This is a genomic window from Thalassoglobus sp. JC818 (genome assembly GCF_040717535.1).
In the GTDB taxonomy this organism is placed as follows: domain Bacteria; phylum Planctomycetota; class Planctomycetia; order Planctomycetales; family Planctomycetaceae; genus Thalassoglobus.
On sequence record NZ_JBFEFI010000006.1, the window covers coordinates 21,055 to 39,801 of the forward strand.

Here is an 18,747-nt window from a genome sequence, read left to right on the forward strand (position 1 = left end):
GCAGGGAATTTTATCCATCTGACAACGCCCAGGCAACACAATTCCGTGATCAACTGGCCCGGGACCGCAATCCTTTACTAACATCAAATCAAAACATCGCAGAGTTCTTAACGAAACTCAGATTCCTCAGTCATCTCGAAATTTCAGGGAGACGTGAATGTTCTCAAGTCCTCGCCCGCTCGTACTCGTTTGCATGACTCTCACTATGACCTTGTTGACCACGCCTGGGTTCGCGCAGAAGAAAAAGGCTCCCAACCCAGCATTTGCAGAAGTCACCGACGATCCCAATCTTCCGCGCGTCTTGCTGATCGGTGATTCCATTTCCATCGGCTACACCGTAGGTGTTCGAGAGAATCTTGCAGGCGAAGCGAACGTTCATCGAATTCCAGTCAACGGCGGCCCGACGACTCGCGGTCTCGAAAGTATTGACGAGTGGCTCGGTGATTCTGAATGGGATGTGATTCACTTCAACTGGGGTCTTCACGATCTCAAATACATCAACGACAAAGGGCAACTCGTTTCGCCATCCACCGGAAAGCAACAAGTTCCCATCGACGAGTACGAACGGAACCTGTCAAAACTGGTCGACCGCCTCAAAGAAACCGGCGCAACCCTCATTTGGAGAAATACAACTCCCGTTCCTGAAGGTTCGCAAGGCCGTACTCCGGGAGACGAAGTGATCTACAACACCGTCGCTGCCAAAATTATGGAGAAGCACGGAATCCCAACCGACGATCAATACGCCTTCGTCAAACCGCAGATGGACGAACTGATGCTGAAAGCGAACGTTCACTTCACGAAAGAGGGATACGCTGCCCTAGCGAAACAGGCCGCTAAGAGCATTCGCCAGAAGCTTCCCAAGTCAGAGAAATGACTCCGAGCAATGGAGGCTCCGATTCGTTTCAACGGACTCGATTGGATCACGTCTTGCGAAATAACGATTCAATGCTGACAGGCGGGGCACTTCGATGAGTTGTTTGCTGCTGTCACTTTACAGAGGCGGTTGGGGCTTCAATACTGCGAACTCAAAACGTTTCCCGCCTCGCAGTGTTGTCGTCCTCCTCATTGAGAACTTGCATGTCCACTCAATCCTCACCATTCCGCGTCCTCGCGATTCACGCACATCCCGATGATGTCGAAATCCTATGTGCTGGCACTCTCGCTCTTTTGAAAGATCGTGGCTGTCACATTTCGATCATCACGATGACCGCCGGAGACAAAGGGAGCGCTGAACTCGGTGCTGAAGAAATCTCGAACGTCAGACTGAACGAGGCAGCCAACTCGGCAGAACTGCTTGGAGCTGATTACCATTGCCTCAAGTTCTTTGATCTCTGCATCGACAACGACGACGCAGCCCGGAAGCGTGTCACAGAAGGTTTGCGACTGACCCGTCCTGATCTGGTGATCACCGCTCCACCGGTCGATTACATGACCGATCACGAGATGACCAGCAAACTCGTCCGCGATGCGTGCTTCGCAGCTTCGGTTCCGAACTACTCCACCGAACAATGGGACCCCGCCCCGCCGACGTCGCGAATTCCTTACCTGTACTATGTCGATCCAATCGAGGGAGTCGACTGGTTTGGTAATCCGGTTCCTCGCGATTTTGTGATCGATGTCTCGTCGACGATGGAGCGAAAAATCGACATGCTCGCCTGTCATGCAAGTCAGCGTGACTGGCTTCGCCAACAGCACGGGATGGACGAGTATCTCGACAGTTGCCGACGCTGGTCCGCCAAGCGGGGCGAAGAAATTGGTGTCGCCTACGGAGAAGGATTTCGGCAACACGTCGGTCATCCTTACCCTCACGACAACAAACTGCTCGAACTGCTGAGCAGCTAGAGCAAGTTGCTCTTTCCTGTGCACACGAAATTAGAAAATGCTCAAAACCACGAAGTGAATTCGAGCGTTCAAAGTTGATTTCAAGGCACGGATCATTCTTAAGTGACTTGAATGACTCAGCGGAACAAACGAGAAGCATCCCCAACAGAACAATCCGCGATCGACGAAAGCTCTGGCATGGCGAGTGAAATGATGAGAGTTTCAATCAGTTGTTTCATGGTCTCATCGTTCATTTTCATGCTTCTCAATTGCTCCGAAGCACAAACACCGACCGTCGACGAAGTACTCGCGTCGGCGCAGCAGACGGGAAACTCCGAGCGCGGCTTGCACGTTTTCGCTTCCGCAAAGTTCGCTTGCGTTTCTTGTCATGCAATCGGTGAAGCGGGCGGAAAAATTGGTCCAGCGCTCTCGCTGATTGCGAAACAGCGCAAGCCGGAAGAGATTGTTCAGTCTCTGCTGAATCCAAAGCAGACCGTGCAACCGGAGTACATCGCCCACGCTGTTCAGACTGATGACGGCCAGCAGTATCGAGGCTATCTCGTTTCCGAATCGAGTGAAGAACTCGTTCTCCGAGATCCCTCGTCCAAGAAACTCGAGCACATCCCCGTCGACTCGATTGAAGCCCGCAAGGAAATCGGCACGTTAATGCCGGAGGGACTCTCGCAAGCCATGAGTCCGCAGGAACTCGCCGACGTCGTGCACTTCCTATTGAATCTCAAAGACGATGGAGACATCGACCGCAAACTTGCTGAGTCAGTTCTGCAACATGCAGCCACTCACAATCACGGTCCTGTTGCATTTGAATATGAGTTGGGACCGCTTTCCCCGGATTACTGGCCGAACGCGAACCACTTCGTCAATCGAGAACGCGTCTACGACTACTACGCGAAGCAGGCTGCTGCTTTTCGGGGTCGTTCCGACTCCGTGAGAATGTTACCCGAGTTTCCGGGACTCGACGGGGGCACCCTCGGTCACTGGGGGAATCAGGACGAAGAAACCTGGCGGGATGGTCGCTGGAACGAAACACAATTGGGAACTCTCCAAAGCGGTGTTTTTCGCGGAGCAGGCGTTCAAACCGATCGCGGAATCTGCGTTCGCTTCGGTGAGAATCAGGAGTACTCTGCCTGCTTTGATCCTCAGACGCTGAGTTACTCGCTGGTCTGGGAAAACGGATTCGTCAAATTCTCCGACACTCGTCACGGGTTCGTGAGTGGCCTCGAACTGAATGGCAATCCCATCGCGAGAGATGTTTCGGCTCACTCTTCCAAACTCCCTCAACAGAACAGTCGCCGCTATCTGGGCCTGTATCGATCCGGTGATCTCGTCGCGTTCCGCTACCGAATCGGCAACCGGGAGTATCTGGATGTTCCGAAGATGGTCGACGGAAAATTTCAACCTGAAGCCATGCCGGTCGAAGATCATCCGTTGAATTCAATTCTCGATGGAGGTCAACCTCAGTGGCCCGAAGTCATCACCACACCGATCTTACTCGGAACGGCCACTCCGTACGCCATCGACAACATCACTCCACCGTTTGACAATCCGTGGAACAGTCTGATGTTCTTCGGCGGACACGCATTTCTTCCCGATGGGTCAGCCCTGTTGTGCACGATGCAGGGCGACGTTTGGCATGTCTCCGATATTAGCGTTCCCTCCACTCAAGCTCGCTGGAAGCGTTTCGCATCGGGGCTGCATCAACCGCAAGGAATTGTGGTCGATGACGATGGAATTTTCGTCCTTGGCCGTGATCAGATCACTCGACTTCACGATCTCAACGGAGATCAAGAAGCGGACTATTACGAAGCATTCTCGGCTGCCTATGAAACTTCTCCGGCAGGACATGACTTTATCTGCGGACTTGAACGCGACGCCGACGGCTACTTCTACACAGCTTCCGGAAATCAGGGAGTGCTGCGAATTTCTCCCGACGGGCAACACGTCGATGTCATCGCCACAGGCTTTCGCAATCCGGACGGACTCGGCGTGACGTCCGATGGAAAAGTCACCGTCCCGTGTTCGGAAGGAACGTGGACACCTGCTTCGATGATTTGTTCTGTGCCGATTCATGAAAAGCCTGCACAGCTTCACCCCTCAATCGGCGGTCAGGATCCACCGTTTTATGGCTACAAGGGACCGCGAGACGGACAGGCTCCAGAACTTCCTCTGGTCTATCTTCCGCGCGGAATCGATAACTCCTCCGGCGGACAAATCGAGGTCTCGAGCGAATCGTGGGGGCCGCTGCAGGGAGAGATGATCCACTTTTCATTTGGAACCGGAAGCCACTTCCTGCTCCTTCGCGACGAAGTTCGCGGAGTCGAACAAGGCACCATTGTTCCCTTGCCGGGTGAGTTTCTGTCAGGCGCTCATCGAGGTCGGTTTCATCCGATTGATGGACAACTCTACGTGACCGGGATGGCAGGCTGGGGAGCGTACAGCATCGAAGATGGATGCTTCCAACGCGTGAGATATACAGGTGACTCTGTTCAACTACCGACCAAGGTTTCCGCCCACGAGAATGGAATTCATGTGCGGTTCTCGTCTCCGATTGATCCCTCAACGGCAGAAGATCGAGCCGAACAATTCGCCCAAGCCTGGAACTATCGATACAGCCCTGGCTACGGATCGCCCGAGTTCTCGACAAGAGAGTACGGAACTCAAGGCCACGATGTGCTGACCATCACGCGCGTCCGAACCACCGATGACGGGTACGGAATATTCCTTGAGATTCCTGAGCTGCAACCGGCCAATCAACTGCATCTCAGTCTCGCTCCTGATGCTGAACATCGATGTGAGATGTTTCTGACGATTCATGCATTACACGAACCGTGGAGCATCCCCGGTGAGAATCCCCCGGCTCGAAAGGAAGTCTCACCGCCGCCGATCCTGAAAGATCTCGCGTACGCAACACAGCTTCAGCCCAATCCGTGGACACGTCGACTTAAAGATGCTCGCGACATTGAACTGGCCACCGGCAGCAATTTGAGTTTTCAAGACCGGACAATCCGTGTCAAAGCTGGGGAACCAATCCGGTTCACGTTGCAAAACCCCGATGTCGTCCCACACAATTGGGCACTGGTCAAACCGGGAACTCTGCATGCCGTCGGAACGCTGTCGAACAAGCTGATTGCTGACCCGGATGCCTTCTTGAGCCACTATATTCCCGAAACGGACGACGTCCTCGTGCATACCGATGTCGTTTCACCGGGAAGCTTTCAGGTGATCTTCTTTAATGCCCCGAAAGAGCCCGGAGTCTACCCGTATCTCTGCACGTTTCCGGGCCACTGGCTGGTCATGAACGGAGAGCTCATCGTCGAGTGACCTGCGGCATCTGTCAGGTTGTCGCTTTAACGCTGTTTTCTGGCAATGAGTTTCGAGTTCGAGCTGACTTGAGAATTTGAACCGATTCGCGAGAGCAACTTTCCTTGAAAATCGCTTCTCCTGTCGCGATAACCTCGCCAACGGTGGGCAAGCTGATAAAATAGGGCCCTCGAACTCACATCCATCAAAATCTCTCCCCTTGCTCAAGGGAAATCTCGTCTCAGAGGTGCGAATTTGTCGAAGCATCGTGTCATCCTGGCTGCTCTTTTCACTGTTGTCGGTATCTGTTCGATTCAGATTTCCGCACAGGAATCGTCCTATTCCCCAGAAGTTCAAGGCCCTTCGACCGAAGGCGAACTCGCGCTCGAAGGATTCGTCTATCCCTCCGAACTCGAAGTCAAACTCTGGGCAGCGGAGCCGATGCTCGCTAATCCGGTTGCTTTCGGCATCGATGAAACCGGCGGCCTGTATATTTGCGAGACCTTCCGTCAGCAAAAAGGAGTCGAAGATAATCGCAGCCACATGAACTGGCTGGCGGATGACCTTTCGCTGACAACCGTCGACGAACGATTAGAAATGTTCCGCAAGTTTCTCGGAGCTGATGTCGAGAAATATGCCGTCGAGCATGACCGAATCCGATTGCTCCGCGACACAGATGGCGACGGCAAAGCAGACACAGCTACAACCTTCGCGGACGGCTTCAACAGCATTGTCGATGGAACAGGAGCAGGTGTTCTCGCGATTGATGGAGATGTCTACTACACGTGCATTCCGAAACTCTACCGCATGCGAGATGAGAACGGAGACGGTGTCGCCGACGAAGTTGAAGCGCTGCACGACGGATACGGTGTCCGCGTTGCCTTTCGTGGCCATGACATGCACGGACTCACACTCGGCCCTGACGGTCGACTCTACTTCAGCATTGGAGATCGCGGGTACAACGTTGTGACCATGGAAGGGAAGCGTCTGTTCCGTCCCGACACAGGAGCCGTCTTTCGATGCGAACTCGATGGATCAGACCTGGAGGTCTTCGCCTACGGATTGAGAAACCCTCAGGAACTTGCCTTCGACGATTACGGAAACCTCTTCACCGGAGACAACAATTCCGACTCCGGAGATCAGGCGCGATGGGTGTACGTCACTCAGGGAAGCGACACCGGTTGGAGAATGTACTACCAGTACTTGCCCGATCGCGGTCCCTGGAATCGAGAGCGAATCTGGTATCCGTATCAAAGCGATGATGCGACGACCGAACTGCAGCCAGCTTATGTTGTCCCTCCGATTGCCAACATTTCCGACGGTCCATCAGGACTTGTCCATTACCCGGGAGTCGGCCTGTCACCGAAGTACGATGGACACTTTTTCCTTGCGGACTTTCGCGGTTCAGCGGGTCAAAGTGGAGTCCGTCACTTCCGGATGGAGCCCAAAGGTGCGACATTCGAACTGGTCGATGATGACTGGCTGATCAAGTCGATTCTCGTCACTGATGTCGATTTCGGGTTCGATGGTCGCGTCTACCTTTCCGACTGGGTCGATGGCTGGAATGGCCCCGGGAAGGGTCGAATCTACACATTGAGCGATCCGCAATACCGAATTCCATCGCTCGAAACTCCACCTGAACAGTTGATGAACGAAGGTCTCGCCAAGCTCTCCGAAGTGCGACTCGGCGAGTTGCTCGCTCATCCCGACAAGAGAATTCGACAGCGAGCTCAATTCGAACTCGTGAAAAAAGAAGCTGAAAATGTGCTTCAAGAAGTCGCCAACAGTTCTGCCAATCAGAAAGCACGCTTGCACGCAATTTGGGGACTTGGTCAATTGCTCCGCGTCGGCAAGATTCTTCCCAAAGATCTGATCACGTTGGCCAACGATTCAGACCCAGAAGTTCGTGCACAAGCATTAAATGTGCTGGCAGACAACAAAGTCACTGACGCAGCCCCGCTCTTCGTGGCAGCCATTGGTGATGGAACTCCTCGGCAAAAGTACTTCGCAGCCATTGGTCTTGGTAACCTCCAAAGCGATGAAAATCTGTTCGTCATCGTCGACCTGCTGAAACAGAACGACAACAGCGATCCAGTGCTCAGACATGCCGGCATCCGCGCACTCGCGATGTGCGCAACCGATGAGCAACTGCTCGAGTTTTCCCAACCTCAATTCCCGCCATCAGTGCGGCTCGGAGCTGTCGTCGCACTCCGACGCATGGAATCGGGCCATCTAAAAGAATTCCTGAATGATCCCGAACCGGCTGTGGTTGTCGAAGCAGCCCGGGCCATTCACGATCTCGATATCGTCGATGCTGTTTCTGAACTCGCTGATCTGAGCTTGAATCCCGACTCCCCCGACGCCCTCATTCGTCGAGTGATGAGTGCCAACTTCCGACGAGGCCGCAAGAAGAATGCAGACCGGGTCGCAGGGATTGCTGCTGACTCTCGTTTCTCGAATTCCATCCGTGAAGAAGCGATGCAAGAGTTGCTTCAATGGGATGCGCCACCCGTTTTTGATCGGGTCACGAATCAACACCGTTCGCTGGATACCCGCAGCCTCGAACTCTCAACCCCTGCCGTTCGAGCAAACCTGGGTGGAATGATGGCTGGCAACTCGAAACTGAAAACGCTCGCTATTCAACTCGCAGCCAAGTACGAAGTTCAGGATGTCGCGTCCTACCTTCAGGAGACTTTTGAGCAAACTGACAACGACGCACAGATGCGACGAGAAGCTCTTATCGCCCTCGACGCTGTGAATTCCATGTCATTGCTTGAGTTGCTCGACTCCGGATTGGCAGACGAGAACGATCAAATTCGAGCGACTTCGCGAGAGATTCTGGCACGCCGTAACCCCGTCGAAGCTGTTCCGGTTCTTTCGGAGGCTCTCAACACGGGATCTCGAGTCGAACGCCAATCAGCGATTCATGTCCTCGATGAGTTAAAAGTGCCAGAGGCGGAAGAGGTCCTTCTCAAAACACTCGATCAACTGATTGCCAACAATGTTCCCGCAGACATCAAGCTGGACCTGATTGAGGTCGCCGAGAAACGAGACTCCATCAAGTTCAAAAACCGATTGAACGCCATCGAGAAGCAGCGTGATCCAAATGATCCCCTGAGCGCGTATCGGGAATGCCTGGAAGGGGGAGACCTCGCGCGTGGAGTTGAAATCTTCTTCGGAAACGCGGCAGCTTCTTGTCGACGTTGTCACAAAGTCAACGGCGACGGCAGCGACGTCGGCCCTGACCTGTCGGCAGTGTCCAAAGAAAATCCTCGCGAATATCTGCTCGAATCCATTGTTCTTCCGAATGCCAAGATCGCCAAAGGTTTTGAGACCGTCGTTTACGCATTGGCCGATGGACGGATCGTCTCGGGTATCGTGAAGGGTGAGACCGATGAAACAGTTCGTCTCATGCAACCGATGGGTGAAATCGTCGTCATCGAAAAAGACGACATCGACGCACAGACAAAAGGCCAGTCGGGAATGCCTGCCGACATGGCGAAACAACTCACCAAGTCCGAGATCCGTGATCTGGTCGAATACCTTTCGACTCTCAAGACTCCTTACAAACCTGAAGGACACGAGTAAATCTTGCTCGCAGCGGGCACGGTGCAGTTGAGTTCTCAGAGAACGGAACTGTAGCGTTCCTGATGCTGTGTTGACGCTCTGAAAGTGTCTCACCCCGCTGTGAACTTGTTCTCTCGGCATCACTGAATTGAATGACTCACGTCTGGCCAAACCCATGACACAGCTTTGACCAGACACATCACACGAGAAGAGATTGGACGACGATGACGCAGTTTCCAACTGTGGTTCTGGCAAGTCGAAACGCGAAAAAGATCGGAGAGATGCGTGACCTTCTCGAACCTTACGGCATCCCGCTCATCTCCGTTTCCGACTTTTCAGACGTGGGAGAAGTTGTCGAAGACGGTGACACCTTCCAGTCAAACGCCGAGAAAAAAGCGAGAGAAGTCGCACAGGCAACTTCTCATTGGGCAATCGGCGAAGATAGCGGACTGAGAGTCGATGCACTCAAAGGTGCTCCGGGAGTTTATTCCGCCCGTTACAGCGGACCGGATGCCACAGATGAAAAGAACAACGCAAAGCTGATGATCGAACTGAATGGCGTCCCTGATAATCAGCGCGGAGCGGAATACGTTTGCCACGTGGCCGTTGCCGATCCTTCGGGAGACATTCAACTGAATATCGAAGCCATCTGTCGTGGTCGAATCACCGAGCAAGCATTCGGCAGCAACGGATTCGGTTACGATCCTTATTTTCAGATCCGAGAGTACCATCAAACGTTTGGCCAATTGCCGCCAATCGTGAAACGGCAACTCAGCCATCGCGCGCGAGCCTTCAATCACCTCATCCCCGGACTTCTCAAGATTCTGACCGCTTCTTAGAGAGCCCCGCCAGCGGCGCAAATCAAACGAAGACTTTCCACGTCGACAATCATTGGGAAGCTGCGATCTCGCTGAGTTTGATGAGTCCCAGCTTCACTCTTCTCTTCGCTCCACTCAGCGAACAGTCCATTGCGAGGGCGATTTCTTCATACGACAGCTCGCCGAAAAACCGGAGACGAACTGCATCGCTTTGTGGCTCAGGCAACTGGTCGAGCCAAACGGTAATTTGAGCCGACTGTTCCCGGTCGAGAAGGAACTGCTCCGGTCTTGTGTCACTCTCAATTGTCGAATTCGTCCGCACAACGTATTCGACCTGACGAGTCCGCTCTTGAGACTCTTTCTTTCGGAAATTGCGGGTTAGATTGAGAGTGATCGTCCAGATCCAAGTGCTGAATTCAAACTCCGGAGAGTACGACTGACGAGAGTGATAGGCAGCCAGAAACGCTTCCTGAACGACATCCTCCGCGTCCGTTTCAACTTGCAGCTTACTCAGTGCAAACCGCATGAGGCGTTCGTGATACTTATTCACCAGAAGCGTAAACAGACTGGTCTCTCCAGCCTGCACGCGCTTCATGATGTCACGATCTCTGCTCATTTCCGACTGGACTCTTCACGAAGAACTGATGATCGAATACAGCCCGCCGCACCCAGAAAGCCTGCATGCTTCCCGAGTGTTGCATACGCGATTCGAGTTTTCTCTGCCGGGATCGGGAATGTGTGCTTACGAACCTCGTCCCGCACTTTCTCCAGAAAACGGCGACCAAGTTCTGTTCTCTCTCGACCGAACGTCATGGCTCCCCCGATGAGAACCGTCGCTGGATTCAGGGTATGAATAATATTGACCGTCCCAATCGCCAAGTAACGTCCCGTCTCCATGATCAGCCGATCCGCAAGCGGGTCCCCATCCGAGGCACACGCTCCAATCAATAGCGGTGTCAGTTTTTGCCCCTGAGCAAGCTGCACTCGAATGACAGAACGAGCACCGGAAGCCAGGGCTTCTTCGCATCTTCGAACGAGCGCTTTCGCTCCAGCATAGAGCTCCAGCGAACCGTGAATTCCGTGTTCCGAGTAGGGACCGCCGTCGGCCTGAATGATCAGGTGACCGCACTCTCCCGCGTGAGAATGAGCTCCTGTCACTAGTTCACCGTTGATGACAATTCCTGCCCCGATCCCGGTTCCAAGCGTCCAGAACAACAAACTGTTCGAGTCTTTGGCTCCTCCCAGCCAATACTCCCCGTAGGCGGCAGCGTTTGCGTCGTTCTGGAGAATGGCAGGTTTGCCGAAGTGTTCGCTGATCAAATCCCGCAGCGGAAGATTTTCCCATCCCGGCAGATTGAACGGATGCAAAACGATTCCGCGTGGAATATCAAGGGTCCCGGGGGAAGCGACTCCGATTCCGCAGATTTGCTCCCAAGCAATTCCGCTCAGTTCAACCGCACTCTCGATGGTATTGTAGAGATTCTCAAGCCCTGCCTGACGTCCCCCCTTTTGAATCGAACCGGACGTCAAATGACTCACAGTCTCACCATGCTCAGAGACAACTCCTGTCTTGATGCTGGTTCCGCCAATATCCACACCGATGAAGTAACGTACGTCGCTCACAGATCTCTCAACTTGTCTCTTGGGTCTCAATCAGTATAGGAATTCCTCTGACAGAACGATATCTCTGCTCGAACCTCTTCTTAGTTCTCTCAGGTCCCTCTCACGTTTGGTGCAACAGCAACAGATCGACGACCCTCGATCATTTGCTGAGAGAATCTTCGATCAATCGGGATCGCTCCATGACAGAAGAAAGGCCCGGAACGAGTAGGATGGGTTCTGCAAAAAGACTACCATCCGCAAAGAGACAGAAGCCAAGGAACGATTTGATGGTACGTGATTTTGTAACGGAGAGTCTGGCACACGACCCCATCCATGGGTACATCCCGTTTGTTGCGCGGTCGGGGCTTCCGCGAGATGAAGTTTCTGAACAGGAAATCATTGACCATCCGTGGGTCCAGCGGATGCGCCACATCCATCAACTGCAGACAGCCTGGTGGGTCTTTCCGTCCGCCGAGCACATGCGTTTTCAGCATATTCTTGGAGCGATGCACCTCGCTTCTCGCGTGATTGACGAATGGTACGACTCTCTCGTCGAAGCTTGTCACAATGTCCCTTCGCGTGCTTACGTCGATAGCCTCGTCCGCATGGCGGCCCTTCTGCATGATGTCGGTCACGGTCCTTTCGGCCACTTCTTCGACGATCATTACCTTGACCAGTTCGGTGTGACTCATGAAGACATTGGCGCATACATCATTGAACGCGAACTGGGTGACCTGCTCCGAGGAATCCGACGCAGCCCGAACGGCAAAATGCAGCCGCTCGAGGAATTCGATCCCAAACAAATCGCGTGGCTGATTCGCCGCCCGAAAGGTGTCGACGATGACGGTCATCCCGACTGGCTGATTAAGCTTCGAGCGTTATTCTCGGGGATTTACACCGTCGACAACATGGATTTCGTCCTCCGGGACGCTTACATGACCGGCTTCAACACGAAGGCTTTCGACCTCTCGAGACTGATCCATTACAGCTTCTTTACTCCTGACGGGTTGACCATTCACTTGCGAGGTTTGCCGTCGCTGATCCACTTCATCGAGACCCGCGCCAATCTGTTTCGCATGGTCTACTTCCATCGCACCGTCCGAGCGCTCGATATCGCGATTGAAGAAATCTTCCCGCAGACGATGAAGTACTTGTTCCAGGGAAATCCGATCGATTATCTCGATCAGTATCTCGATTTCACCGAGTCGAGTTTCCTCGTCGATATCCGTCGATGGGTGCACTCCGACGATCCGGAACAGCAAGAACTCGGGAAACAATGGCAGAACATTCTTTCCCGCCGAATGGGGTGGAAGATGGCTGTCGAACGTACCCTGAACTTTCACAGCACTCAGGGTGAGCGAATGACGATCTTCTCTGAGCCGGACCTCGTCTTGCGACGCGTCCGTGAACGCCTCCCAGCGAACCTCAAAGACCTTCCGCTGAATATCGATGTCGCCCGACATTACCATCGCCCGAGCGGTCGCCTCCCAGCTGGCGGACAGAATTTTCTTTACGATCCCGGCACCGGAACATCACAGGAATTGAACGATGACGACCTGTTTCGGTCGATTCCGATCAGCTTCCTGATCTTCCGGATTTATTGCCAGTCACACGAGAACGACCCAGCCCTCAACGCGGCCCTCAATTCCGTCCTCGGCGACGCTATGGATGCAAAGACCAATATGTAGCCAACGACTGCTACGACCCTCATGAACCCGATCTACTTTTTTTGAATCTCGAGAATCTCGTCGATTTCACCGCCCAGCGAAGACTGGTGAGCTAGAGCATTTCAAGCGTGCATCGCAGCCATCCGCTCGCTCCATGAACACTCATCGGAACGAATGGGTTGAAGCGAGAGCGGAGAGACCGGGAAACTTGTCTCAGTTGATCGAGTTCAATGAGGCGGAGAGATTCGATGCTCGAAATGCTCTTTTCTTACTGGTGGGCCGTGCTCCCGATCCTCGCAGTGTTCAGTTACTACGGAGTCCGCTTCTGGGCAGAGCGGAAGTTCGACTCCGCCGTGCAAGACATCCTCGCCGAGACGCAATCCGACTTCGCTCGCGGAACAGTCGAGATTCATTCCGTGGAAGCTGTCCGAACGCTAAAAGTTCAGGACGAAACCGCAATTCTCTACGCGATCGACGCCACAATCTCACCTTCCGATGAACACGTCGAGTGGTCCGGAGCCGACTTGTTCCTGCGCGGAACCAACGGCAATCCCAACGAGATTGGCGACCTGATGACTCTCAAGCTCTGGAACGGGACAACGTTCGAGGCTATCAAAAACAAGTCCCAACTCTCCGGACCCCAACGCCTGCTACTCTCCATGCGATACTGCGGAAAACAGAACGAGGTACAGTTCAACTTCAACTTCGCCAACTTCGGCCCCGCCTTCGAACTCCCCGAACTTGCCGTTGGTGTTTAAGAGTCATCCGAATCTGACTGCGGACACGCACCGCTTTCGACGCTCACTCTCCCAATCGATCAAAAGTCTCAATTTGCACATGGTGCTTTAAAATTGATTGCCCGTTCTGATGTGCGTTTTCACAGGACGCAAGAGACGACTCGCTTTTGAGGTCGCCTTTTCTTCAACATAGACATCGCGACCACCAATGTGGAGAATCCTCGATAGGGAAACTTCGTTCGTGATTGGCAACGTCTTGCGAATAAGCAATGGGGCAACGCAATGCTTATTGATCCTCATCAGTGGAATTCACGAAACGAGAAAGAGAAACCAACGAAAGCGTTCAGCGAAGAACGCGGGAAACTCGTTGAAGCAATAGAACTCTTCCTGACAGGCAATACATCAGCATTTGATTTTGATGAAGCCCTCGACCCGTTTCGGAGATCCTCAGATCCGATCGTACGAATCGTTGCAGAAGAGATGTGGTACTTCTACGACGATCTCGATGACCACTATGTAGCGATGACCAAGCAAGAGTGGGGATACGTTCAGCGACTCCTCTTGCTCCTGAAATCGAACTGCGAAATCGTTACAGCAAAAACGCGAATCTGGTCATGGACGCAACTCGTCGCAGCGGCAAGTGTCATCACGTTTGTCGTGATCTCCCTCAAGGTTGGCTGGGGTGCACAACTCTTCGTCTTATCAATTCCATTCGGCTTCGTCTCCATCCTTCTTTCGCGACTTGATCGCAACGAGACAGGCATACTCGATGCTTACACCGCAGCGATTCACCCCTTCGCTTCCTTCGGCGATCTCAGAGAAGCCTATGAGTCGGTTCGATTCTTGAAAACACCTTATCCTCAAGAGTTGAACGAAAGCAGGATCAGAACTCCCAGCCAAGAACGTTTCCTGCTATTACAGTTGCATGTGCATTGGCTACTCTTCGCCCCAATTTATTTAGCATTCCAGATATTCCCACACCGAGCAATTTTGAAGGTGGGGAGGCCGCAGTAGACAGTGTTTACTGCTGTCGTCAGCTGTGTGCGAACGTAACCCTGCAACTCACTTGCGTGAGATAGCTTGCTGCAGTGGGCGGAGGATTTGTTCGATGACGTGTTCCTCGAGAAGTCTTTCGCAATCGTTGCGCAGCTCGGTGAGGGTTTGCACGAAGTGTCCGTCGTGGGGCAAGCTGCCGTATTGCCGGATGGTGAAGTAGACGCTGATCGTCTCTTCGGGGAAATCGTCCCGACGAACCTGATAGGCGTTGGTTCGCGTTTCTACCATCAATCGACACTGCCTGCGGCAGTCCTCTGTGAGGGCCATTGTGATTGAGGGTTCGAAGTTGAGCGGGCGCGTCCCTTCCATTGAGAGAACGCTTTCGAACGCGGGAGACAGTCCGAGCGCCTCAGCAACGAGCTCGTCGTGATTGCCTCGATACGTGAAATCAAACCCGACGAGAAAGTCCAAAGCTTCGCAGTCGAGCGGACTCACGGACAACATATAAGGCGCCAACTCCAAAGCGAGCGCATGCTGTGGGAAGGCATCGTCGATCGTCGTGGGGTTCACGACACTGCTGCAGATTCGACGATCTTCAATGCTCAGCCAGCTGTAGCTTGTCTGGTCTTTGTCTTCTTCGAGAACAAATGCTCCGTTGTCACGATTGTAGAAATTCCGCATCGACGGATAGGTTTTCTGGAATCGTCCAAAGAATTCCAGAACCGTCTCACGTTGCGACGGCAGGGGCATTTCCGTGTAAAGATTCATGTTGACGAAATAGTCGTCTGCCACTGAATCGTAAATATTCATTCTCTCTCCTGTCTGATCCCGGTCCTTCGTCTCGATCAAAGTCTCCGGGAGCGCCGAGCGGGGTCACTCGGTGGCTACATTCTTCGGCACTGGCTATTCTAGAAGTGGACTCAAGGCTGGTCAAAGAGAACTGATCATGATTGATACGACTTCTCCCCAATCATTCGCTGTCTTCCGCACAGATCTTGGCTGGATGGGTGCCCACCTCGGACGTTTGGGCATCAAATCGCTCACATTCGGTCATACGACTGAGCAATCTGCCTGGGAAAGCTTGAATATTTCCCAAGACGAAGCAGCTGGCCCTCCGCCGGGATGGTGGAAAGACGCGCAGAATCTGCTGGTCGAATACGCTTCGGGAGAGCCCGTCGACTTGACGCAGATTCCGATCGAGATGGGTGAGAAAACCGCGTTTCAGCAAAGTGTCGTGTATCAGTTACAAAAAGTTCCGTACGGCGAAGTCGTGACTTATCGTGATTTGGCCGCTCGTTCCGGGTCACCGGGAGCTGCTCGAGCAGTTGGAAATCAGATGGCGAAGAACTGTCTTCCGCTCATCATTCCCTGCCATCGAGTCATCGGCTCAGGCGGAAAACTCGGCGGTTTTTCGGCTCCGCAAGGACTCGACATGAAACGCCATCTTCTGAGCATGGAAGGTTGCTCTCCGGAATCCTTCTCGGCCCCTTCAAATTCCGCAACCAATTGCCTCGTCTTCACTTAAGCGATCGAGTCAGTTTCGGAACGAGGACTCCCAGCACGAGGATCACGACCAGGAACGGCAGCAAAATCCTTGGTCGGCGGACAATCACCAGGAGCAAAGCTGCGATTCCGACGATCCACCACGGATTCAAATTCGCCCAGGCAGCTGCGCGGCCTTTGGAGGGCAATCCGATCCAGAACGCAGACATGAGCAGACCGACCCGCACAAAACTTCCACACCAGAAGTTGTTCGGTGAGTCGAGTACTGCGATCGCGATCCCGGTCAACAGGCACGCAACGGCAATAACTGCCACAAGGACGCGATTCACCTGTGGACGATTCGACTCAGTCAATGGTTCGCTCCTTGCAAAAGTTGCTCACATCCTGAGTTGAATTCCCGATAAAAGAGATTGTCGCCACTGAAGTTCGTCCGATATAAGCCTTGAAGCACGCGAGCGAGGAACGCACCCGGTACGTGTTTGTCAGGTTCTTTGGGACACCAATTCACGGATGAAGTCCGCAATCCTCTTCCTTATTCTGGCGATCTCTACGGGCTGTAGTCACACCGCAGTGGTTCACTGCTGGGAGCCAGCCGAAATCGAAGTCAAAGGGATGCACCGGATTGTGGTGACCGACTTCGTTGGAGACAAGGGCCAGGGAATCGCCGGATCTCTTTCGGCACTGCTGCACGACAATGAATTCTACACGATTGTCGATTCTTCTGAGCTGCAATCGACGATTGTTTCTGTCGGGTATCAGGACCGCCCATCAATGGACGATCTGATTTCCTCAGCCCGGTCCGCCGGAGTGGATGGAATCATCTTCGGTGAAGTCATTGAATACGACTGCAACGATCAGGTGCTTCGAACCTCAGAGTTGAATGTTCTCACCCAGGACGCACTCGACGACAACCTTTTCGACAGCACTGAATTCGACGCACGCACGAACGAGAGTTTGTTGAGAGAAGGTTCCGTCACACTGGCATTTCGACTGGTTGAAGTGGAGACAGGAGAGGTCCTCGCAGCCAAGTCTGTAAATCGAAATTTCAGCGGGCGACTTGATTCTGGCTCAGCACAACTTCCATCGCGTGGAGAACTCCTTCACGAACTGACGGAGTCATGCTTGCAAGAGTTCGTCAACATGATGGCCCCTCACGAACGACCATGCGAGATGTCGCTGGCGACCTGTGACTTTTGGGTCAAAGGCTATCGGGATGTTCGCTCCGGAGTGAAATGGGCCCTCGCCGATGACTGGAAGAAAGCCGAAGCGAGTTGGCAGCAAGCTGTCAAAGAGAATCCGCAGAACGACGCGGCACTCTTCAATCTCTCAATCGCTGCCACGCGACGGCAGGATTACTTCACAGCTGAAACGTATGCTCTCGACGCGATCAAAGCCGAGCATAAAGATTGCTACACGGCTGGACTCGAGAAGATCCGCGAACGTCGTAAAGCTTGCGAGCAAGCGAACGCTCAGCGTGACTCACGAGTCACTTCTGTTTCGCCCGCCATTCTGCACCGATAGTCTCAGCTTCGGTCTGAGATCGTTTGCTCAACCTGCTCTAAAGTGGGAAGCGCTTCGTCGTTGCCGAGTCGGGTACATTTGATTCCGGCACTGACTGTGCAGAACCTGAGGATTCGCTCAGGGGACCATTGCTGCAAAACGCCGTGGATCAGCGCACCCGAAAAGCAATCCCCTGCCCCGTTCGTATCGACCACTTGCGGCGGTCTCGTCGCAGGTTCGAATCGAGTTTCGCCATCTGCAAACATCGCAGCGCCATTCTCTCCATCCGTCACGCAGACGACTTTCGGCCCATACTCCGCAATCGCTCGAGATGCTCTCTGAATGTCCGACTCTCCCATAAATTGCTCGGCGAACTTCCGCGGAGCATTCACGATGTCGGCGAGTTTCAGAATTTCGTCGACTCCCGGCTTCGGTGAACCGGTATCGATCGCCACCAAACCTCCATGAGATTTGACTACTCTCGCTGTTTCAATCGCTATCTCACCCGGCCAGCCATCTAGATGCAGAAGCTGGCACTGTGAAAGGTCTTCTTTCCTTAACCGCGTCTCGATCCCTGTTCTACAGTTTCGAACCGTACAGGAAGTCCGTCTCCCCGAAGGTTGTTCCAGCCAGACTTGGGAGACAGACGTTGCTTGCGAAGTGTCGATCGAGTGTTCGAATTCAATCCCGCGCTGGCTGAGCGAGTTCTCAACCAGCTGTCCCCACGGGTCACTTCCCCAGCTTCCAATGAAGCGACACCGGTGTCCAAACTTCACCAGTTGCGAAAGCGCAATGGGCACCGGACCTCCAATTTGAGTCAGTGACGCGACCGCTTCGTTCTTGGAGTCGACGTTCGGATATCTCTCGACTGTCATGATGTGATCGACCACCACAAGACCGAGGCCGAGAATGTGACCTGATTTATCCTTCAATGAAGCTCTTCCCCGTTTCTCAAATGGTCGCCGGAACAAGTCGTCCAATGCAACAATTCGTCACATCGACTTCACGAACGCCAAGTCCGACGGTCGCGAGTTTGGCTCACATTTTGGCCGATTCAAGAGAGCCTGCAAGATGGTCAACACGGCAAGTCAGAACAAAATGGGAGTTGTTCGACCACCGTTCATGAAGTAACATCAACCGAGACTAATGCGACAGGCATTGGTCACCTACCGAAACTCCACCAGCCATTTGCGACTGCGACGCGGCCACCGACTGCAT

The 18,747-nt window shown here is 53.4% G+C and carries 15 protein-coding genes; 10 read left to right on the forward strand and 5 right to left on the reverse strand.

All coding sequences use genetic code 11. The features are described from left to right. Positions 1-205 precede the first annotated feature (205 nt). The 5 genes from AB1L42_RS16185 (at position 206) to rdgB (ending at position 9,545) form a co-directional block, all read left to right on the forward strand. Entirely contained in the window at positions 206-874 is a 669-nt protein-coding gene (locus AB1L42_RS16185) for an SGNH/GDSL hydrolase family protein (RefSeq protein WP_367057994.1), read from the forward strand. Positions 875-1,077: 203 nt separating this feature from the next. Further along, positions 1,078-1,842: a PIG-L family deacetylase gene (locus tag AB1L42_RS16190; protein ID WP_367057999.1), complete on the forward strand. Its 765-nt coding sequence runs from the start codon at positions 1,078-1,080 to the stop codon at positions 1,840-1,842. 111 nt (positions 1,843-1,953) lie between these two features. Then, entirely contained in the window at positions 1,954-5,160 is a 3,207-nt protein-coding gene (locus AB1L42_RS16195; protein WP_367058003.1) for a DUF6797 domain-containing protein, read from the forward strand. Positions 5,161-5,394: 234 nt separating this feature from the next. Continuing rightward, positions 5,395-8,727, forward strand: coding sequence for a PVC-type heme-binding CxxCH protein (locus tag AB1L42_RS16200; RefSeq protein ID WP_367058010.1), 3,333 nt, complete (start codon positions 5,395-5,397; stop codon positions 8,725-8,727). Between the two features lie 203 nt (positions 8,728-8,930). Further along, complete coding sequence (gene rdgB, locus AB1L42_RS16205; protein WP_367058015.1) at positions 8,931-9,545, forward strand: RdgB/HAM1 family non-canonical purine NTP pyrophosphatase; 615 nt, start codon at positions 8,931-8,933, stop codon at positions 9,543-9,545. A gap of 49 nt (positions 9,546-9,594) precedes the next feature. On the opposite strand, the gene AB1L42_RS16210 is transcribed toward rdgB, so the two are convergent. Together AB1L42_RS16210 and AB1L42_RS16215 are read right to left on the reverse strand one after the other, a co-directional pair. Beyond that, complete coding sequence (locus AB1L42_RS16210; protein WP_367058021.1) at positions 9,595-10,119, reverse strand: RNA polymerase sigma factor; 525 nt, start codon at positions 10,117-10,119, stop codon at positions 9,595-9,597. 17 nt (positions 10,120-10,136) lie between these two features. Next, a complete protein-coding gene (locus tag AB1L42_RS16215) occupies positions 10,137-11,147 on the reverse strand; it encodes an ROK family protein (protein ID WP_367058026.1) in 1,011 nt (336 codons plus the stop codon). 266 nt (positions 11,148-11,413) lie between these two features. Between AB1L42_RS16215 and AB1L42_RS16220 the strand changes: the two genes are divergently transcribed. The 3 genes from AB1L42_RS16220 (at position 11,414) to AB1L42_RS16230 (ending at position 14,544) form a co-directional block, all read left to right on the forward strand. Continuing rightward, positions 11,414-12,814 (forward strand): HD domain-containing protein, encoded by a 1,401-nt coding sequence (locus AB1L42_RS16220; RefSeq protein ID WP_367058030.1) that lies wholly within the window; start codon positions 11,414-11,416, stop codon positions 12,812-12,814. A 227-nt stretch (positions 12,815-13,041) separates the two neighbouring features. Continuing rightward, a complete protein-coding gene (locus AB1L42_RS16225) occupies positions 13,042-13,551 on the forward strand; it encodes a hypothetical protein (RefSeq protein WP_367058034.1) in 510 nt (169 codons plus the stop codon). 261 nt (positions 13,552-13,812) lie between these two features. Then, positions 13,813-14,544: a hypothetical protein gene (locus tag AB1L42_RS16230; protein ID WP_367058039.1), complete on the forward strand. Its 732-nt coding sequence runs from the start codon at positions 13,813-13,815 to the stop codon at positions 14,542-14,544. 48 nt (positions 14,545-14,592) lie between these two features. Here the strand turns inward: AB1L42_RS16230 and AB1L42_RS16235 are convergent, their stop codons facing one another. Further along, positions 14,593-15,336 carry a hypothetical protein gene (locus tag AB1L42_RS16235; protein WP_367058043.1) on the reverse strand — a complete coding sequence of 248 codons (744 nt, stop codon included), beginning with the start codon at positions 15,334-15,336 and terminating at the stop codon, positions 14,593-14,595. Positions 15,337-15,472: 136 nt separating this feature from the next. Here AB1L42_RS16235 and AB1L42_RS16240 point away from each other — a divergent pair, with 136 nt between their 5' ends. After that, positions 15,473-16,051, forward strand: coding sequence for a methylated-DNA--[protein]-cysteine S-methyltransferase (locus AB1L42_RS16240; RefSeq protein WP_367058047.1), 579 nt, complete (start codon positions 15,473-15,475; stop codon positions 16,049-16,051). Here the strand turns inward: AB1L42_RS16240 and AB1L42_RS16245 are convergent. After that, on the reverse strand, positions 16,044-16,382 hold the full coding sequence (locus AB1L42_RS16245; protein ID WP_367058050.1) for a hypothetical protein: 339 nt from the start codon (positions 16,380-16,382) through the stop codon (positions 16,044-16,046). The genes AB1L42_RS16240 and AB1L42_RS16245 overlap by 8 nt on opposite strands. 157 nt (positions 16,383-16,539) lie before the next feature. On the opposite strand from AB1L42_RS16245, the gene AB1L42_RS16250 reads away from it, so the two are divergent. Beyond that, complete coding sequence (locus AB1L42_RS16250; protein WP_367058053.1) at positions 16,540-17,550, forward strand: CsgG/HfaB family protein; 1,011 nt, start codon at positions 16,540-16,542, stop codon at positions 17,548-17,550. A 2-nt stretch (positions 17,551-17,552) separates the two neighbouring features. Here the strand turns inward: AB1L42_RS16250 and AB1L42_RS16255 are convergent, their stop codons facing one another. Continuing rightward, complete coding sequence (locus AB1L42_RS16255; RefSeq protein WP_367058056.1) at positions 17,553-18,461, reverse strand: PfkB family carbohydrate kinase; 909 nt, start codon at positions 18,459-18,461, stop codon at positions 17,553-17,555. Positions 18,462-18,747 lie beyond the last annotated feature (286 nt).

Excerpts from the sequence above, each read along its gene's own strand:
- AB1L42_RS16185 (WP_367057994.1), top strand. The coding sequence starts at position 206 with ATGACCTTGTTGACCACGCCTGGGTTCGCGCAGAAGAAAAAGGCTCCC.
- AB1L42_RS16190 (WP_367057999.1), top strand. The coding sequence starts at position 1,078 with ATGTCCACTCAATCCTCACCATTCCGCGTCCTCGCGATTCACGCACAT.
- AB1L42_RS16195 (WP_367058003.1), top strand. The coding sequence starts at position 1,954 with ATGACTCAGCGGAACAAACGAGAAGCATCCCCAACAGAACAATCCGCG.
- rdgB (WP_367058015.1), top strand. The coding sequence starts at position 8,931 with ATGACGCAGTTTCCAACTGTGGTTCTGGCAAGTCGAAACGCGAAAAAG.
- AB1L42_RS16210 (WP_367058021.1), bottom strand. The coding sequence starts at position 10,119 with ATGAAGCGCGTGCAGGCTGGAGAGACCAGTCTGTTTACGCTTCTGGTG.
- AB1L42_RS16220 (WP_367058030.1), top strand. The coding sequence starts at position 11,414 with ATGGTACGTGATTTTGTAACGGAGAGTCTGGCACACGACCCCATCCAT.
- AB1L42_RS16225 (WP_367058034.1), top strand. The coding sequence starts at position 13,042 with ATGCTCGAAATGCTCTTTTCTTACTGGTGGGCCGTGCTCCCGATCCTC.
- AB1L42_RS16230 (WP_367058039.1), top strand. The coding sequence starts at position 13,813 with ATGCTTATTGATCCTCATCAGTGGAATTCACGAAACGAGAAAGAGAAA.
- AB1L42_RS16235 (WP_367058043.1), bottom strand. The coding sequence starts at position 15,336 with ATGAATATTTACGATTCAGTGGCAGACGACTATTTCGTCAACATGAAT.
- AB1L42_RS16240 (WP_367058047.1), top strand. The coding sequence starts at position 15,473 with ATGATTGATACGACTTCTCCCCAATCATTCGCTGTCTTCCGCACAGAT.
- AB1L42_RS16250 (WP_367058053.1), top strand. The coding sequence starts at position 16,540 with ATGAAGTCCGCAATCCTCTTCCTTATTCTGGCGATCTCTACGGGCTGT.